This window comes from Citrobacter sp. RHB21-C05 (genome assembly GCF_013889015.1).
Taxonomy (GTDB): domain Bacteria; phylum Pseudomonadota; class Gammaproteobacteria; order Enterobacterales; family Enterobacteriaceae; genus Citrobacter_A; species Citrobacter_A sedlakii.
Genome location: NZ_CP057611.1, coordinates 3010979 through 3027488, shown reverse-complemented (window position 1 = coordinate 3027488; position 16510 = coordinate 3010979). Strand labels below are relative to the sequence as shown.

The window sequence follows — 16510 nt, the reverse complement described above, 5'->3', positions numbered from 1 at the left end:
TTTTGTGTATTTGAGTTTGTTAACATTCTGCTAAATTATCGTGGGCTTTCCGTCCAGATAAGGGAGATATGATGAAGCAGGCATTACGAGTAGCATTTGGTTTTCTGATGCTGTGGGCGGCGGTGCTGCACGCAGAAGTCCGTATCGAGATCACCCAGGGGGTGGACTCGGCGCGCCCGATTGGCGTTGTGCCATTCCAGTGGGCGGGGCCGGGGGCGGCGCCTGAAGATATCGGCGGCATCGTTGGCGCAGACTTGCGTAACAGCGGGAAATTTAACCCATTAGATCGCTCCCGTCTGCCGCAGCAGCCGGGTACCGCGCAGGAGGTTCAGCCTGCGGCATGGTCTGCGCTGGGTATCGACGCGGTGGTTGTCGGTCAGGTAACGCCGAATCCGGACGGTTCCTATAATGTCGCCTATCAACTGGTTGACACTGGCGGCGCGCCGGGTACTGTACTGGCCCAGAACTCTTACAAAGTGAATAAGCAGTGGTTGCGCTATGCGGGCCATACCGCCAGTGATGAAGTGTTCGAAAAGCTGACCGGCATTAAGGGCGCTTTCCGTACCCGTATCGCTTACGTTGTGCAGACAAACGGCGGTCAGTTCCCGTATGAGCTGCGCGTCTCTGACTACGATGGTTACAACCAGTTCGTGGTTCACCGTTCCCCGCAGCCGCTGATGTCTCCGGCGTGGTCTCCGGATGGCTCGAAACTGGCTTATGTCACCTTTGAAAGCGGTCGTTCTGCGCTGGTTATTCAGACATTATCTAACGGTGCGGTGCGTCAGGTTGCCTCTTTCCCGCGTCACAACGGTGCGCCTGCGTTCTCTCCGGACGGCAGCAAACTGGCGTTTGCCCTGTCAAAAACCGGTAGTCTGAACCTGTACGTGATGGATATCGGCTCCGGTCAGATCCGTCAGGTAACCGATGGTCGCAGCAACAACACGGAACCGACCTGGTTCCCGGACAGCCAGAACCTGGCCTTTACCTCTGACCAGGCCGGACGTCCACAGGTGTATAAAGTTAACGTCAACGGCGGTGCTCCGCAGCGTATTACCTGGGAAGGTTCACAAAACCAGGATGCTGATGTCAGCAGCGACGGGAAATTTATGGTAATGGTAAGCACGACTAACGGTCAGCAGCACATTGCCAAACAAGATCTGGTAGCGGGTGGCGTACAGGTTCTGTCGTCAACGTTCCTGGACGAAACGCCAAGTCTGGCACCTAACGGCACTATGGTTATCTACAGCTCTTCTCAGGGGATGGGATCCGTGCTGAATTTGGTTTCTACAGATGGGCGTTTCAAAGCGCGTCTTCCGGCAACTGATGGACAGGTTAAATTCCCTGCCTGGTCGCCGTATCTGTGATAATAAATAATTGATTAATAAAGGAATCATTGAAATGCAACTGAACAAAGTGCTGAAAGGGCTGATGATTGCTCTGCCTGTTATGGCTATTGCGGCATGTTCTTCCAACAAGAACGCCAGCAATGACGGCAGCGAAGGCATGCTGGGTGCCGGCACTGGTATGGATGCAAACGGCAGCGGCGGCAACATGTCCTCCGAAGAGCAGGCGCGTCTGCAAATGCAACAGCTGCAGCAGAACAACATCGTTTACTTCGATCTGGACAAGTACGATATCCGTTCTGACTTCGCTGCGATGCTGGATGCGCACGCAAACTTCCTGCGTAGCAACCCGTCTTACAAAGTCACCGTAGAAGGTCACGCGGACGAACGTGGTACGCCTGAGTACAACATCTCCCTGGGTGAACGTCGTGCGAACGCTGTTAAGATGTACCTGCAGGGTAAAGGCGTTTCTGCTGACCAGATCTCCATCGTTTCTTACGGTAAAGAAAAACCTGCAGTACTGGGTCATGACGAAGCGGCGTATGCCAAAAACCGTCGTGCCGTACTGGTTTACTAAGAGAATTGCATGAGCAGTAACTTCAGACATCATGTGTTGAGTCTGTCGTTACTGGTTGGCATAGCGGCCCCCTGGGCCGCTTTTGCTCAAGCGCCAATCAGTAGTGTCGGCTCAGGCTCGGTCGAAGACCGTGTCACTCAACTCGAGCGTATTTCGAATGCTCACAGCCAGCTTTTAACCCAACTCCAGCAACAACTCTCTGATAATCAGGCCGATATCGATTCCCTGCGTGGTCAAATTCAGGAAAGCCAATATCAACTGAATCAGGTCGTTGAACGCCAGAAGCAGATCCTGCTGCAGATTGACAGTCTGAACAGCGGTGGCGCAGCCGCGCAGTCCGCGGGCGGCGCTCAGGGGGGGACGGCGACGGGCGCAGCGACGGCAGCACCGGATGCAGGGGCGGCAGCCACTGGCGCGCCGGTCCAAAGCGGTGACGCCAATACCGACTATAATGCGGCAATTGCGCTGGTGCAGGATAAATCCCGCCAGGATGACGCGATTGCGGCATTCCAGAATTTCATCAAGAAATACCCGGATTCAACCTATCAGCCGAATGCCAACTACTGGCTCGGTCAGTTGAATTACAACAAGGGTAAAAAAGATGATGCCGCGTTTTATTTCGCCTCGGTGGTGAAGAACTACCCGAAGTCGCCTAAAGCCGCTGACGCGATGTATAAAGTCGGTGTGATCATGCAGGACAAAGGTGATACTGCGAAAGCGAAAGCGGTTTATCAGCAGGTTATCAGCAAATACCCAGGTACTGATGGGGCGAAACAGGCGCAAAAACGTCTCGGCGCGATGTAATGCACACCATACGACCAGAAATCGAATTATTTCTGGTCGTGTCGTGCGATTCATAAGCAGTTGAGTGATCTACATCGAAATTTTAGTTGCGCTGAAATCTGAAATCAGTAATATATGCCGCCGTTGCCACGGGATATCAAACAAACCGAAAGCAGCGCAAAAGTGGGTCGTTAGCTCAGTTGGTAGAGCAGTTGACTTTTAATCAATTGGTCGCAGGTTCGAATCCTGCACGACCCACCAATCGTTACGGTGGAAAGCGATAATTAAACGTGAAGGATAACGTTGCGTCAGCAACGGCGCCGTAGGGCGAGGCAAAGCCGAGTCATCCTGCACGACCCATCAGTAAGACAGTAGTATCCAGCGCAGTATCGGGTGATTAGCTCAGCTGGGAGAGCACCTCCCTTACAAGGAGGGGGTCGGCGGTTCGATCCCGTCATCACCCACCACTCGGGTCGTTAGCTCAGTTGGTAGAGCAGTTGACTTTTAATCAATTGGTCGCAGGTTCGAATCCTGCACGACCCACCAGTTTTAACGTCGAACTCAGATGTTAAACGTGAAGGATAACGTTGCGACAGCAACGGCGCCGTAGGGCGAGGCGAAGCCAAAACATCCTGCACGATAACCCATGTTGAATGGGTACCGAGTCAAAATCTTCAGGCGACACCCTAAAGGGTCGTTAGCTCAGTTGGTAGAGCAGTTGACTTTTAATCAATTGGTCGCAGGTTCGAATCCTGCACGACCCACCATTTTAACGGTGGAAACGGGTAGAAAGCGTGAAGGATAACGTTGCGACAGCAACGGCCCAAAGGGCGAGGCGAAGCCGAGTCATCCTGCACGACCCACCAGTCTGAATGATTAAGCAGTAAATCCCGCAAGGGGTCGTTAGCTCAGTTGGTAGAGCAGTTGACTTTTAATCAATTGGTCGCAGGTTCGAATCCTGCACGACCCACCAATGTAAAAAGGCGCCCTAAAGGCGCCTTTTTGCTATGTGCAGAATGTTATGATTCGAATGCAGTGAGACAACGGAGCCGCTTGCAGCGACGGCCCGAAGGGCGAGGCGAAGCCGGATCAGATCACCGTCACCCTTCGGCAAAACGGTGCGCAATAGGTGTGACTTTCGTTACGCAATCCGCTATCTTGTTTAGCATATAAAACAAATATGGCCGATTTCGGCGTCATGTACGCTCTGTATCGGTTATTTCGTTAAGCGAGAAAAACGAGAAAGCAAGATGAGCGTAATGTTTGACCCAGAAGCAGCGATTTATCCGTTTCCGCCAAAACCTGTCCCGCTGAGCGTTGACGAAAAACAATTCTATCGCGACAAAATCAAGCGTCTGCTGAAAGCGCGTGATGCAGTGATGGTCGCGCACTATTACACCGATCCGGAAATCCAGCAACTGACGGAAGAGACCGGCGGTTGCATATCAGACTCCCTTGAGATGGCGCGCTTTGGCGCAAAGCATCCTGCGTCCACCCTGCTGGTGGCAGGAGTACGCTTTATGGGCGAAACCGCCAAAATCCTCAGCCCGGAAAAAACCATTTTGATGCCGACGCTGCAGGCCGAATGTTCGCTCGATCTCGGCTGTCCTGTCGAGGAATTTAACGCATTTTGCGATGCCCATCCGGATCGGACCGTGGTGGTCTACGCTAACACCTCCGCTGCGGTCAAAGCGCGTGCCGATTGGGTCGTGACCTCCAGCATTGCGGTTGAACTCATTGAGCATCTGGATAGTTTGGGCGAAAAAATCATCTGGGCGCCGGATCGCCATCTTGGTCGCTATGTGCAAAAACAGACTGGCGCGGACGTATTATGCTGGCAGGGCGCGTGCATCGTCCATGATGAGTTTAAAACCCAGGCGTTGGCCCGCATGAAGGGGCTTTACCCTGAAGCGGCAATCCTCGTCCACCCGGAATCCCCACAATCGATTGTCGACATGGCCGACGCCGTCGGCTCCACCAGCCAACTTATCAACGCGGCGAAAACGCTACCGCATAAGCAACTTATCGTCGCTACCGATCGCGGTATTTTCTACAAAATGCAGCAGGCCGTTCCGGGCAAAGAGTTGCTGGAAGCGCCCACCGCTGGCGAAGGGGCAACCTGCCGCAGCTGCGCGCACTGTCCGTGGATGGCGATGAACGGCCTTAAGGCGATTGCTGAAGGGCTGGAGCAGGGCGGACAAGCCCATGAGATTCAGGTTGATACGGCGCTGCGAGAAGGGGTATTATTGCCGTTAAACCGCATGCTGGATTTTGCGGCTACACTACGTGCGTAAATAATAAAAACGCTCTGGGGGAAAGATGGACTTTTTTAGTACGCAAAACATCCTGGTACATATTCCGATCGGCGCCGGTGGTTACGATCTTTCATGGATTGAGGCGGTAGGCACCATCGCCGGACTGTTGTGCATTGGTCTTGCCAGCATGGAAAAGATCAGCAATTACGTTTTCGGGCTGATCAACGTGACGTTATTTGCCATCATTTTCTTTCAGATCCAACTCTATGCCAGCCTGCTGCTGCAACTCTTTTTCTTTGCGGCGAATATTTACGGCTGGTATGCGTGGTCGCGGCAGAATACCCAGAATGAGGCGGAACTGAAAATCCGCTGGCTACCGTTACCGAAAGCGCTGGGCTGGCTGGCCGTTTGTGTGGTGGCGATTGGTCTGATGACGGTGTTTATCGATCCGGTGTTTGCTTTTTTGACCCGCGTCGCGGTAACCATAATGCAGGCGCTGGGGCTACAGGTGGTTATGCCCAATCTTCAGCCGGATGCTTTCCCGTTCTGGGATTCCTGCATGATGGTACTGTCGATTGTGGCGATGATACTGATGACACGAAAATACGTCGAGAACTGGCTGTTATGGGTGGTGATCAACGTTATTAGCGTCGTGATCTTCGCGCTTCAGGGCGTATACGCCATGTCGCTGGAGTATCTGATCCTGACTTTTATTGCGCTCAACGGCAGTCGGATGTGGATTAACAGCGCACGCGAACGAGGCTCACGCGCGCTGTCTCATTAATGGTGATGATGTGTATGGCCGGACGCTGTCTCATTCAGATGGCAGTCCGGTCCTTCACAACGCTGGTACTCCATCTGAATGGTGGCGTGCGCAATCTGGTAGTGATGCACGAGAAAATGCTGAATGCGCGCCAGCAGGGCGTCATGATCGTGCGGTGGGATCACCTGCGCATGGAGCGTCATTACCGGTTTTTCACCCACCATCCAGACGTGGACGTGATGCACATTTCGCACCTCCGGGATTTCACGGCTGAGATGGCGTTTCAGTGCGGTGATATCCAGCGACACGGGCGCGCCCTCAAGCAACTCATTCACGCTGTCTTTCAACAGACGCCATGCGCTACGCAGGACTAACAGCGAGACCAGAATTGATAAAATGGGGTCAGCGGGCGTCCAACCCGTCCAGATAATTATCAGCGCGGCGACAATCGCCCCCACTGAACCCAGCAAATCCCCCATAACATGCAGAGCGGCGGCCCGCACGTTAAGGTTTTTCTCCTCACTGCCGCGATGCAGGATCCAGAACGCAAGGATATTCGCCAGCAAACCTGCCACGGCGATGGACATCATCATGCCGCCCGCTACCGGACGTGGCGTATAGAAGCGCTCAATCGCTTCCCAGACGATTAAAATAGTGATAACCACTAACGCAATCGCATTGACGAATGCGGCCAGCGTGGTGAGTCTCAGCCAGCCAAACGTATGACGTAACGTCGGCGGGCGGCGGGCAAACTGAACGGCCAGCAGGGCAAACAGCAATGCGGCGGCGTCAGTTAACATATGCCCGGCGTCCGCCAGCAGCGCCAGCGAGCCGGAAAGAATCCCGCCAACGACCTCAAGCAGCATAAATCCCGCGGTGACGCAAAACGCGAGCAGTAACCGACGTGCGTTATTATCTTCAGGCAGATGAGGGGTTGAGTGAGAGTGAGCGTGCGCCATGAATGTCATCCCTTTATGAATTCTCTGTTAACTGTATGACATCATACCGTTTTTGGTCGAATTAAATTAAAAAGGAGAGCCTTAGCTCTCCTGTTATCAGCCCGTTTTACCGTTACTGAGTGGTGCCATCCGTTTTGGTATCCACGTTGTTACTGGTGCCGTCGCCAGTTTCCACTTTCTTATTCACATCCGGACAGCGACCATCTTTACACATGGTGTTTTTATGCACCTCGTCTTTGGTCATCCCATCCTGGGTTGCAGACGTCCCGGTGGACTGCTGGGCGCCGCTGGTATTGGTGTTCGTGTTACCGGTATTGATGTTTGTGCCGTCGAGGTTATTCGGCGCGACGTTTTGTTTCGCATCCGGCGCGACCTGACCGGCTTCTGCGGCGGCGTTGGCCTGTCCGTTATTCGTCTGGGCGCCGGTATCGGCAGCAAGCGCTGCGCCGCTGGCAAGGCTGAGTGTGGCAGTAAGAAACAGTGAAGCCAATTTTGTCATTTGCATAAGATGCTCCTGTTATGGTTCAGATGTCGGATAACGTCTTCCAACAGTGCATATGCCATGAAAGGACCAGGCAATGGTTTAAGATCCCATCCGGGCGTAATGGCCCAGTAGAGAATCTTGAAAAAATTAAAAAACTAAGCAGTTACAATTAAAAATTGTAGGTTAGATCTCGTTTTTCGCTACTTTCTGGGGTTTTTTTGCGGATTTCCAGGATTAATCCGTTCGAAGTGTAAAATCGCGTTTACACTTTCTGACTGACGATATAGATTGGAGGGATTGCATTCATTTATATAAGTATGGCAACACTGGACGAATCATGAATTATCAGAACGACGATTTACGCATCAAAGAGATCAACGAGTTATTACCCCCTGTCGCACTGCTGGAAAAGTTCCCCGCTACTGAAAATGCCGCTAATACCGTGGCCCATGCGCGTAAGGCGATTCACAAAATTTTAAAAGGCAACGACGACCGCCTGCTGGTCGTGATTGGTCCTTGCTCAATTCATGATCCGGTTGCCGCAAAAGAATACGCGGGCCGCCTGTTGGCGCTGCGTGAAGCGTTGAAAGACGAACTGGAAATCGTGATGCGCGTCTATTTCGAAAAGCCGCGCACCACCGTTGGCTGGAAAGGGCTGATCAACGATCCGCACATGGATAACAGCTTCCAGATCAATGATGGTCTGCGCATTGCGCGTAAGCTGCTGCTGGATATCAACGACAGCGGTCTGCCTGCGGCGGGTGAGTTTCTGGACATGATTACCCCACAATATCTGGCGGACCTGATGAGCTGGGGGGCGATTGGTGCGCGTACCACGGAATCTCAGGTACATCGCGAACTGGCTTCTGGTCTTTCCTGCCCGGTAGGCTTCAAAAACGGCACCGATGGCACCATCAAGGTCGCTATTGACGCCATCAATGCCGCAGGCGCGCCGCACTGCTTCCTGTCGGTCACCAAGTGGGGCCACTCGGCGATCGTCAATACCAGCGGCAACGGTGACTGCCATATCATCCTGCGCGGCGGAAAAGAGCCAAACTACAGCGCCACGCACGTCGCGGCAGTGAAGGAAGGGCTGGCGAAGGCCGGTCTGCCCGCGCAAATCATGATCGATTTCAGCCATGCGAATTCCTGCAAGCAGTTTAAAAAGCAGATGGACGTTGGCGCTGACGTGTGCCAGCAGATCGCGGGCGGCGAGAAAGCGATTATGGGAGTGATGATCGAAAGCCACCTGGTAGAGGGCAATCAGAATCCGGACAGCGGTGAACCGCTGGTGTACGGCAAGAGTATTACCGATGCCTGCATTAACTGGGAAGACACTGACGCCATTCTGCGCCAGCTCGCGGAAGCAGTAAAAGCACGGCGCGGGTAATCTTTCTCCTGTAAAAAAGCCGACTCAGTGAGTCGGCTTTTTCGTCTGTCGAGGTGGCTTAAGCGCCTTATCCGGCCCGGAAAGATCAACGATCCACAGGCCCGACAAGCGTAGCGACAGCAGACAGGCTTACTTCGCTTTACCCTGGTTTGCGACGGCGGCGGCTTTTGCGGCGATCTCGTCAGCATTACCCAGATAGTAGTGTTTGATCGGCTTGAAGTTTTCGTCGAACTCGTAAACCAGCGGCACCCCGGTCGGGATATTCAGTTCGAGGATCTCATCTTCGCTCATGTTATCGAGGTATTTCACCAGCGCACGCAGGGAGTTACCGTGAGCGGCGATAATCACGCGCTCGCCGCTCTTCATTCGCGGCAGAATGGTTTCGTTCCAGTAAGGGATAACGCGGTCGATGGTGAGCGCCAGGCTTTCGGTCAGCGGCAGCTCTTTTTCGGTCAGTTTTGCGTAACGCGGATCGTGACCCGGGTAGCGCTCGTCGTCTTTAGTCAGTTCCGGCGGGGTGACCGCGAAGCCGCGACGCCACTGTTTCACCTGCTCGTCACCGTACTTCTCGGCGGTTTCCGCTTTGTTCAGACCCTGCAACGCGCCGTAGTGACGTTCGTTCAGTTTCCAGGATTTTTCAACCGGCAGCCAGGCCTGATCCAGTTCGTCCAGCACGTTCCACAGGGTGTGGATGGCACGTTTCAGCACAGAAGTATAAGCAAAATCAAAGCTATAGCCTTCAGCTTTCAGCAGCTTACCCGCCGCTTTCGCTTCGCCCACGCCTTTCTCGGACAGATCGACATCGTACCAACCGGTAAAGCGGTTTTCGTTGTTCCACTGACTTTCGCCGTGGCGTACCAGCACCAGCTTCGTTACAGCCATATACTTACTCCTTAATACCGTTTAATGATAATAATTCTCATTATATTGCCGTTATTGCTCAACAGCAACGCTTACGCATAACCATAGCGAAAATCAGACGGCAGTGTAAGGTTCTTGTGAACTCTGCGTTGCGATTTTGTCGTTGAGTGGCGGGGAATTAACCAGGCGAGGAGAAAGTATGCCCGATGCGCTTTTGGCACCGGGTAATTTCAGCGAAACCGTCAGGACGGAATAAACCGATATTCCGTCACGCTGGCATATTCGTCGCCAGGACGCAGGAAGCAGTCCGGCTGTGGCCATTCCGGATGGTTCGGGCTGTCGGGCAGAAACTCGCTTTCCAGCGCCAGCCCCTGGTAATCGGCATACGGCACCGGACCGCGTGATGAGGTGCCAGCCAAATAGTTGCCAGAGTAAAACTGCAGCGCCGGAGCAGAGGTGTAAACCTCCATCTGCAATTTCTCATCCGCAGACCACAGACGGGCTGCGGGGGTACGGGCATCACCATTGGCCTGAAGCAGGAAGGCGTGATCGTAGCCTTTCACCTTGCGCTGATCGTCATCGGCAAGAAATTCGCTGGCAATGACTTTTGCGTGGCGAAAATCAAACGACGTACCGGCGACGGATTTTAGTCCGTCACGCGGGATCCCGCCTTCATCGACCGGCAGATACTGCTCCGCCAGGAGTTGCAGCTTATGCTGGCGCACGTCGGTCTGGTCGCCATCAAGGTTAAAGTAAACGTGGTTGGTCAGGTTGACCGGACAGGTCTTATCCACCGTGGCGCGATAGGTGATAGAGATGCGATTATCGTCGGTCAGACGATACTGCGCCGTCGCGCCGAGATTGCCCGGAAAGCCCTGGTCGCCATCATCCGAGGTTAACGCGAACAGCACCTGGCGTTCGTTTTGATTCACAATCTGCCAGCGGCGTTTATCAAACCCTTCCGGTCCGCCGTGCAGTTGGTTGACGCCCTGACTTGGCTGTAAGGTCACGGTTTCGCCGTTAAAAACATAGCGGCTGTCGGCGATACGGTTAGCGTAGCGACCGATTGACGCGCCAAGAAAGGCCGTCTGATCCTGATAGTGTTCCGGGCTGGCGCATCCCAGCAGCGCTTCACGCACGCTGCCGTCGGAAAGGGGAATTCGCGCGGAAAGTAAGGTAGCACCCCAGTCCATCAGCGTGACCACCATCCCTGCGCTATTGCGCAGGGTTAACAGGCGGTACGGCTGACCATCGGGTGCCAGTGCGGGTGTTTCATTCAGCACTGTCCTGCTCCTTGTGAGGGTTTACAAACGTAAAATGTTTCTTTAATACCGGTTTTCGCTTCGTACTGTTCTGCGACAGCCTGTTGAACGGCCGGTACCAGCGTCTCCGGGATCAGCGCCACGACGCAGCCGCCAAAGCCGCCGCCGGTCATGCGCACGCCGCCGTTCTCGCCGATAGTCTTTTTGACGATCTCCACCAGAGTATCGATCTGCGGTACGGTGATTTCGAAATCGTCACGCATGGAGGCATGAGATTGCGCCATCAGTTCACCCATACGCTTAAGGTCGCCTTTCTCCAGCGCGCTTGCCGCTTCAACAGTACGTGCGTTTTCAGTTAACACGTGACGCACGCGTTTGGCAACCAGCGGATCGAGTTCAGCGGCGACAGCGTTAAAGGCGTCGAGGCTGACGTCGCGCAGCGCAGGCTGCTGGAAGAATCGCGCGCCCGTTTCGCACTGCTCGCGACGGGTGTTGTACTCGCTGCCGACCAGCGTACGTTTGAAGTTACTGTTGATGATCACAATCGCCACGCCTTCAGGCATGGAAACCGCTTTAGTGCCGAGTGAGCGACAGTCGATCAGCAGCGCGTGATCTTTTTTACCCAGCGCGGAGATAAGCTGATCCATAATGCCGCAGTTGCAGCCGACAAACTGGTTTTCCGCTTCCTGGCCGTTCAGCGCGATCTGCGCGCCGTCCAGCGGCAGGTGGTAAAGCTGCTGGAACACGGTGCCGACCGCCACTTCCAGCGACGCGGATGAACTTAAACCTGCCCCCTGGGGCACATTACCGCTGATAACCAGATCTGCGCCGCCGAAGCTGGCGTCGCGTTTTTGCAGATGTTTTACTACGCCCCGCACATAGTTTGACCACTGCTGGCTGTCATGGGTGACAATCGGCGCGTCCAGCGAAAACACATCCATCTGGTTTTCGTAGTCAGCGGCAATCACCCGAACCTGACGGTCGTCGCGCGCGGCGCAGCTAATGACCGTCTGGTAGTCGATGGCGCAGGGTAGCACGAAGCCGTCATTATAATCGGTATGCTCGCCGATAAGGTTAACGCGGCCTGGCGCCTGAATCGTGTGGGTGGCAGGGTAGCCGAATTTTTCAGCAAACAGAGAGAGTGTGTTCTCTTTCAGATTCATTTTTATACTCCGGATTCGCGAAAGTGGATGTCGCTGACCGCACGCAGGCGCTCTGCCGCTTGTTCGGCAGTGAGATCGCGCTGGGTTTCCGCCAGCATTTCGTAACCGACCATAAATTTGCGAACGGTCGCGGAACGCAGCAACGGCGGATAAAAGTGCGCATGCAACTGCCAGTGGTCGTTCTGTTCACCGTTAAACGGCGCGCCATGCCAGCCCATGGAGTAGGGGAAGGAGCAGGTAAACAGGTTGTCGTAACGACTGGTCAGTTTTTTGAGAGCCAGCGCCAAATCGGCGCGCTGGTCGTCGGTCAAGTCGGTAATGCGCAGGACATGGGTTTTGGGCAGCAGCAGGGTTTCGAACGGCCAGGCGGCCCAGTAAGGCACCACGGCCAACCAGTGTTCGGTTTCCACCACGGTACGGCTGCCGTCTGCCCGTTCACGCCGCACGTAGTCGAGGAGCATCGGCGAGCCCTGTTCGGCGAAATACGTTTTTTGCCGCTGATCTTCGCGTTCCGCTTCGTTAGGCAGAAAGCTGTTCGCCCAAATCTGTCCGTGCGGATGCGGATTAGAGCAGCCCATGGCCGCGCCTTTGTTCTCGAAAACCTGCACCCAGGGATACGTTTTGCCAAGCTCGGCGGTTTGCGTCTGCCAGGTTTTCACAATTTCCGTTAGCGCCGGCACGCTCAGTTCCGGCAGGGTTTTGCTGTGATCGGGCGAGAAACAAATGACGCGGCTGGTGCCGCGCGCGCTCTGGCAGCGCATCAGCGGATCGTGGTTTTCCGGCGCGTCGGGCGTATCGGTCATCAGCGCGGCGAAATCGTTGGTGAAAACGTAAGTGCCGGTGTAATCGGGGTTTTTATCGCCAGTGACGCGGGTGTTACCGGCGCACAGGAAGCAGTCCGGATCGTGAGAAGGCAGCATCTCGTCTGCGGGCTTTTCCTGCGCGCCCTGCCAGGGGCGCTTGGCACGATGCGGTGAAACCAGAATCCACTGTCCGGTTAGCGGGTTAAAACGGCGATGTGGATGATCGACAGGGTTAAATGGGGTCATGATTCGTCCTTAATCCGGGTATCCCTGCGGATGGCGAGACTGCCAGTGCCAGGTGTCCTGCGCCATTTCGTCGAGGGTGCGCGTAACGCGCCAGTTCAGTTCGCGATCTGCTTTGCTGGCGTCTGCCCAGTAAGCAGGAAGATCGCCATCGCGGCGCGGCGCAAAATGGTAGTTAACGGGTTTGCCGCAGGCTTTACTGAACGCGTTGACCACGTCCAGGACGCTACTGCCGATGCCCGCGCCGAGGTTATAAATATGCACGCCCTGAATACCCGCCAGCTTTTCCATCGCCGCGACGTGACCGTCGGCCAAATCCATGACGTGAATGTAGTCGCGTACGCCGGTACCGTCTTCGGTCGGATAGTCGTTGCCAAAAATGGCGAGGGAGTCGCGACGACCGACGGCCACCTGCGCAATGTAAGGCATCAGGTTATTCGGGATGCCCTGCGGGTCTTCCCCCATATCGCCTGATGGGTGCGCGCCGACCGGGTTAAAGTAGCGCAGCAGGGCGATGCTCCATTCCGGCTGCGCTTTTTGCAGATCGGTCAGGATCTGTTCGACCATCAGTTTGCTTTTCCCGTAGGGACTTTGCGGGGTGCCGGTCGGGAAGCTTTCAACATAAGGAATTTTCGGCTGATCGCCGTAGACGGTGGCGGAGGAGCTAAAGATAATGTTTTTGACGTTGGCGGCGCGCATGGCGCTAATCAGCCGCAGGGTGCCGTTAACGTTATTGTCATAATACTCCAGCGGTTTGGCGACGGATTCCCCCACTGCTTTCAGACCGGCGAAGTGGATGACGGTATCAATCGCGTGGTCGTGGAGGATCTCGGTCATCAGCGCTTCATTGCGGATGTCGCCTTCGACAAAGGTCGGGTGTTTTCCGCCAAGACGTTCGATCACGGGAAGGACGCTGCGCTTACTGTTACAGAGGTTGTCAAGGATGATGACGTCGTGACCGTTTTTCAATAACTGCACGCACGTATGACTGCCAATGTAACCGCTACCACCGGTAACCAAAACTCTCATAATTCGCTCCGTTAAGCTTATGGTATGGAATAACCATAGCATAACAAAGATGCGAAAAGTGTGACACGGAATAAAATAGTGGAATCGTTTACACTAACCGTTTTTCACCGTTTGTTGTCAGTTATACGATTGTAAATCAAAAACTTTGCCAGGGATTGCGGCCTTTGTCCGAAAAAAAAGGGCGCTTTCGCGCCCACGGATGAAAACTAGCGCAATCGGGTCTGCTGATACACGTAGCGATCGCCCTCGGGAACAAACGCCAGCCGATGAGTGATACAGGCAGGGGCATCTTCCGCATGATGTGACACAAAGAGCAACTGGGTATCGCCTTCGCTAATCAGCACATCCACAAAACGGCGAATCAGCTGGCGGTTAAGCGGATCCAGTCCCTGTAACGGTTCGTCGAGGATCAGTAACGTTGGGTGTTTTACCAGCGCGCGGGTAATCAGCGCCAGCCGCTGCTGACCCCAGGAAAGACTATGGAAAGGCGCGTCAGCAGTTTGTTTATCGATGCCGAGGATATCCAGCCACTGTTGCGCCAGCTTCTGTTGGCGGTCAGAAACGGCCTGATAGATGCCGATAGAGTCAAAGTAGCCAGAGAGGATGACATTACGCACCGTGGTGCTGACGCGATAATCAAGGTGCAGGCTGCTGCTGACATAGCCAATATGCTTCTTGATGTCCCAGATGGTTTCACCGCTGCCGCGACGGCGACCAAACAGCGTAAGGTCATTACTGTAACCCTGTGGGTGATCGCCGGTGATAAGACTCAGCAGCGTTGATTTTCCCGCGCCGTTGGGGCCGACAATCTGCCAGTGCTCACCGGGGTTAACCTGCCAGTTCAGATGATGCAGGATAGGACGATCGTTATACGAAACCACGCCGTCACGAAGGACAATACGCGCGTCATTTGCGGCCAGAAGATGCCGCGCCGCGGGTTCGTCGGGTTCCGGCAGGCTGACGCCTTCCAGACGTTCGCTATGGGCGAGCTGAGCGATGAGCGCCTGCTGTAACAGCGCGTCTTTCGCGCCGGTTTCGGTGAGTGCGCAGTCGGCCACTACCCCGGCATACTGGATAAAATCAGGCATTTCATCGAAGCGGTTCAATACCAGCACCAGCGTGATGCCGGATTGATGCAGCGTCTCAAGTAGCCCCGACAACTGCTGGCGTGAGGCGACGTCCAGCCCGTCAAACGGTTCATCGAGGATCAATAAATCCGGCTCGGACATCAGCGCCTGGCAAAGCAGGGTTTTACGCGTTTCGCCAGTGGAAAGGTACTTGAAGCGGCGCGCAAGGAGATGAGAGATGCCGAATTGCAGCGCCAGTTCCTCGCAGCGGGACCGGTTTTTCACCTCGTCCTGAATGATTTCTGCGGTCGTGCGGCCGGTGGCGTCTTCACCGGGGCTGAGCATGTCGGTGTTATTGCGCTGCCATTCGTCGCTGACCAGCTTTTGTAGCTGTTCAAAGGAGAGGCGAGTGATACGGGTAAACTGACAATGGCGTTCGCCTCTGAGCAGCGGGAGTTCTCCCGCCAGCGCGCGCGCCAGCGCCGACTTCCCGCTTCCGTTCGCGCCAACAAACGCCCAACTTTCGCCCGCGGTTAACGAAGCGGAATCAAGCTGAAGCGTTTTTGTGTCGCTCAGGCGAAACGTGCCTTGCGAAATTTGCAACGATGACATTTTGTATCCCATTTTTTGCAGCGATGAATAACAGGGATACGTTTTCCGGACAGGAATGTCAATGCGTTTTGCGCGAGCGCTGACGGTAGCCGAAATGCAAAGAAGAACGCCTGAACGGTTTCTCAGCACAACGTGGCGATGATGACGTTATCGGCATCAAAAAAGGCCGTCACGCTGTCGCCCTGGGCAAGCGTTGCGGTGTTTTCTAGCGGCACCGTCGCGCACAACGATTGACCGTCCGCCAGCGTCATCAATACTTCGCACTGCTCTGCGCCGCGTTCAATATGACTAATCGTCCCTTTAAGCTGATTATCTGCCGTCTGCGCGACGGCGTCGTCCTGGGTGAGGCCCACCCACGGCGCTTTCAATAACACCAGCACCTCTTTGCCTTCGTTAAGCCCCAGACGTTCGCCGCTTTGCGCGGTAATCGCGACTTTCAGCCGCGTTTCGCCATCCGCCAGCAAAACGTCTACATGCTGCTGCACCCGATCGTGGTCGCGGCCGGTAATGGTGCCAAACCACTGGTTGCGCGCGCTGGTTTGTAAGGAAAAGCGTGAAATGGCGGCCAGCAGACTGTCGAGGGGAAGCGCATCGTCGTCGCTCAGAACATCAAACGCCTTTTGCTGTATCTGCGCCAGTAAGTCGTAGAGTTGGATCAGGCGCTGTCCGTAGCGGGTTAATACCGCGCCGCCGCCGCCCTTGCCGCCGGTGGCGCGTTCGACCAGCGTCTGCTCGCTGAGCTGGTTCATCTCGTTAATGGCGTCCCAGGCGCTTTTATAGCTAATGCCCGCGTCTTTCGCACCCTGACTAATGGAGCCGGAAAGCGCAATATGCTTAAGCAGAGAAATGCGTCGAGGGTCGGCAAACAGTTTTTGCTGCAGTTTAAGGGTAAGAAGGATTTCGGCTTGCATAACAC

15 protein-coding genes and 5 tRNA genes are annotated in these 16510 nt (G+C 54.8%); 11 read left to right on the top strand and 9 right to left on the bottom strand.

What is annotated here, in order from left to right; genetic code table 11:
* The first annotated feature begins 71 nt into the window (after window positions 1-71).
* From tolB to pnuC, 10 genes are all read left to right on the top strand, one after another.
* Window positions 72-1364, top strand: coding sequence for a Tol-Pal system beta propeller repeat protein TolB (gene tolB, locus HVX72_RS14580; protein WP_042285242.1), 1293 nt, complete (start codon window positions 72-74; stop codon window positions 1362-1364).
* A gap of 34 nt (window positions 1365-1398) precedes the next feature.
* The gene (pal, locus tag HVX72_RS14575) at window positions 1399-1920 is read left to right on the top strand and encodes a peptidoglycan-associated lipoprotein Pal (protein ID WP_012905064.1); all 522 of its coding nucleotides are present in this window, start codon (window positions 1399-1401) and stop codon (window positions 1918-1920) included.
* Between the two features lie 9 nt (window positions 1921-1929).
* Complete coding sequence (gene cpoB / locus HVX72_RS14570; RefSeq protein WP_042285238.1) at window positions 1930-2724, top strand: cell division protein CpoB; 795 nt, start codon at window positions 1930-1932, stop codon at window positions 2722-2724.
* A 164-nt stretch (window positions 2725-2888) separates the two neighbouring features.
* Window positions 2889-2964 (top strand) — tRNA-Lys (locus HVX72_RS14565).
* 130 nt (window positions 2965-3094) lie between these two features.
* Window positions 3095-3170: transfer RNA gene (locus HVX72_RS14560), tRNA-Val, on the top strand.
* Window positions 3171-3173: 3 nt separating this feature from the next.
* Window positions 3174-3249 (top strand) — tRNA-Lys (locus HVX72_RS14555).
* Window positions 3250-3394: 145 nt separating this feature from the next.
* Window positions 3395-3470 (top strand) — tRNA-Lys (locus HVX72_RS14550).
* A 130-nt stretch (window positions 3471-3600) separates the two neighbouring features.
* Window positions 3601-3676 (top strand) — tRNA-Lys (locus tag HVX72_RS14545).
* 277 nt (window positions 3677-3953) lie between these two features.
* Window positions 3954-4997 carry a quinolinate synthase NadA gene (gene nadA, locus HVX72_RS14540; RefSeq protein ID WP_181821753.1) on the top strand — a complete coding sequence of 348 codons (1044 nt, stop codon included), beginning with the start codon at window positions 3954-3956 and terminating at the stop codon, window positions 4995-4997.
* Window positions 4998-5022: 25 nt separating this feature from the next.
* A complete protein-coding gene (pnuC, locus tag HVX72_RS14535; protein WP_042285233.1) occupies window positions 5023-5742 on the top strand; it encodes a nicotinamide riboside transporter PnuC in 720 nt (239 codons plus the stop codon).
* Here the strand turns inward: pnuC and zitB are convergent.
* Together zitB and HVX72_RS14525 are read right to left on the bottom strand one after the other, a co-directional pair.
* Complete coding sequence (gene zitB / locus HVX72_RS14530; RefSeq protein ID WP_042285230.1) at window positions 5739-6680, bottom strand: CDF family zinc transporter ZitB; 942 nt, start codon at window positions 6678-6680, stop codon at window positions 5739-5741. The two genes, pnuC and zitB, sit on opposite strands and share 4 nt — an antisense overlap.
* A 112-nt stretch (window positions 6681-6792) precedes the next feature.
* Window positions 6793-7185 (bottom strand): YbgS-like family protein, encoded by a 393-nt coding sequence (locus HVX72_RS14525; protein ID WP_060569942.1) that lies wholly within the window; start codon window positions 7183-7185, stop codon window positions 6793-6795.
* 316 nt (window positions 7186-7501) lie between these two features.
* Between HVX72_RS14525 and aroG the strand changes: the two genes are divergently transcribed.
* Window positions 7502-8554, top strand: a complete 1053-nt coding sequence (gene aroG / locus HVX72_RS14520; protein WP_181821752.1) for a 3-deoxy-7-phosphoheptulonate synthase AroG — start codon at window positions 7502-7504, stop codon at window positions 8552-8554.
* Between the two features lie 129 nt (window positions 8555-8683).
* Here aroG and gpmA read toward each other — a convergent pair whose 3' ends face one another.
* The 7 genes from gpmA to modE all read right to left on the bottom strand — a co-directional run bounded on the left by gpmA (window position 8684) and on the right by modE (window position 16505).
* A complete protein-coding gene (gene gpmA / locus HVX72_RS14515) occupies window positions 8684-9436 on the bottom strand; it encodes a 2,3-diphosphoglycerate-dependent phosphoglycerate mutase (protein WP_042285226.1) in 753 nt (250 codons plus the stop codon).
* A gap of 221 nt (window positions 9437-9657) precedes the next feature.
* Window positions 9658-10698 (bottom strand): galactose-1-epimerase, encoded by a 1041-nt coding sequence (gene galM, locus HVX72_RS14510; protein WP_042285223.1) that lies wholly within the window; start codon window positions 10696-10698, stop codon window positions 9658-9660.
* Entirely contained in the window at window positions 10692-11840 is a 1149-nt protein-coding gene (gene galK, locus HVX72_RS14505; protein ID WP_042285221.1) for a galactokinase, read from the bottom strand. The genes galM and galK overlap by 7 nt, the downstream gene beginning before the upstream one ends.
* A 2-nt stretch (window positions 11841-11842) precedes the next feature.
* Window positions 11843-12889: a galactose-1-phosphate uridylyltransferase gene (galT, locus tag HVX72_RS14500; RefSeq protein ID WP_181821751.1), complete on the bottom strand. Its 1047-nt coding sequence runs from the start codon at window positions 12887-12889 to the stop codon at window positions 11843-11845.
* A 9-nt stretch (window positions 12890-12898) separates the two neighbouring features.
* On the bottom strand, window positions 12899-13915 hold the full coding sequence (galE, locus tag HVX72_RS14495) for a UDP-glucose 4-epimerase GalE (RefSeq protein ID WP_042285216.1): 1017 nt from the start codon (window positions 13913-13915) through the stop codon (window positions 12899-12901).
* A gap of 206 nt (window positions 13916-14121) precedes the next feature.
* The gene (gene modF / locus HVX72_RS14490) at window positions 14122-15594 is read right to left on the bottom strand and encodes a molybdate ABC transporter ATP-binding protein ModF (RefSeq protein ID WP_181821750.1); all 1473 of its coding nucleotides are present in this window, start codon (window positions 15592-15594) and stop codon (window positions 14122-14124) included.
* A gap of 122 nt (window positions 15595-15716) precedes the next feature.
* Window positions 15717-16505, bottom strand: a complete 789-nt coding sequence (modE, locus tag HVX72_RS14485) for a molybdenum-dependent transcriptional regulator (RefSeq protein ID WP_060569940.1) — start codon at window positions 16503-16505, stop codon at window positions 15717-15719.
* Between the last annotated feature and the right edge of the window lie 5 nt (window positions 16506-16510).

What these genes read in the sequence shown, in the direction of transcription:
- zitB (WP_042285230.1), bottom strand. Translation starts at nt 6,680, where the DNA reads ATGGCGCACGCTCACTCTCACTCAACCCCTCATCTGCCTGAAGATAAT.
- pnuC (WP_042285233.1), top strand. Translation starts at nt 5,023, where the DNA reads ATGGACTTTTTTAGTACGCAAAACATCCTGGTACATATTCCGATCGGC.
- gpmA (WP_042285226.1), bottom strand. Translation starts at nt 9,436, where the DNA reads ATGGCTGTAACGAAGCTGGTGCTGGTACGCCACGGCGAAAGTCAGTGG.
- modF (WP_181821750.1), bottom strand. Translation starts at nt 15,594, where the DNA reads ATGTCATCGTTGCAAATTTCGCAAGGCACGTTTCGCCTGAGCGACACA.
- cpoB (WP_042285238.1), top strand. Translation starts at nt 1,930, where the DNA reads ATGAGCAGTAACTTCAGACATCATGTGTTGAGTCTGTCGTTACTGGTT.
- pal (WP_012905064.1), top strand. Translation starts at nt 1,399, where the DNA reads ATGCAACTGAACAAAGTGCTGAAAGGGCTGATGATTGCTCTGCCTGTT.
- HVX72_RS14525 (WP_060569942.1), bottom strand. Translation starts at nt 7,185, where the DNA reads ATGCAAATGACAAAATTGGCTTCACTGTTTCTTACTGCCACACTCAGC.
- tolB (WP_042285242.1), top strand. Translation starts at nt 72, where the DNA reads ATGAAGCAGGCATTACGAGTAGCATTTGGTTTTCTGATGCTGTGGGCG.
- aroG (WP_181821752.1), top strand. Translation starts at nt 7,502, where the DNA reads ATGAATTATCAGAACGACGATTTACGCATCAAAGAGATCAACGAGTTA.
- galT (WP_181821751.1), bottom strand. Translation starts at nt 12,889, where the DNA reads ATGACCCCATTTAACCCTGTCGATCATCCACATCGCCGTTTTAACCCG.
- modE (WP_060569940.1), bottom strand. Translation starts at nt 16,505, where the DNA reads ATGCAAGCCGAAATCCTTCTTACCCTTAAACTGCAGCAAAAACTGTTT.
- galE (WP_042285216.1), bottom strand. Translation starts at nt 13,915, where the DNA reads ATGAGAGTTTTGGTTACCGGTGGTAGCGGTTACATTGGCAGTCATACG.
- galK (WP_042285221.1), bottom strand. Translation starts at nt 11,840, where the DNA reads ATGAATCTGAAAGAGAACACACTCTCTCTGTTTGCTGAAAAATTCGGC.
- nadA (WP_181821753.1), top strand. Translation starts at nt 3,954, where the DNA reads ATGAGCGTAATGTTTGACCCAGAAGCAGCGATTTATCCGTTTCCGCCA.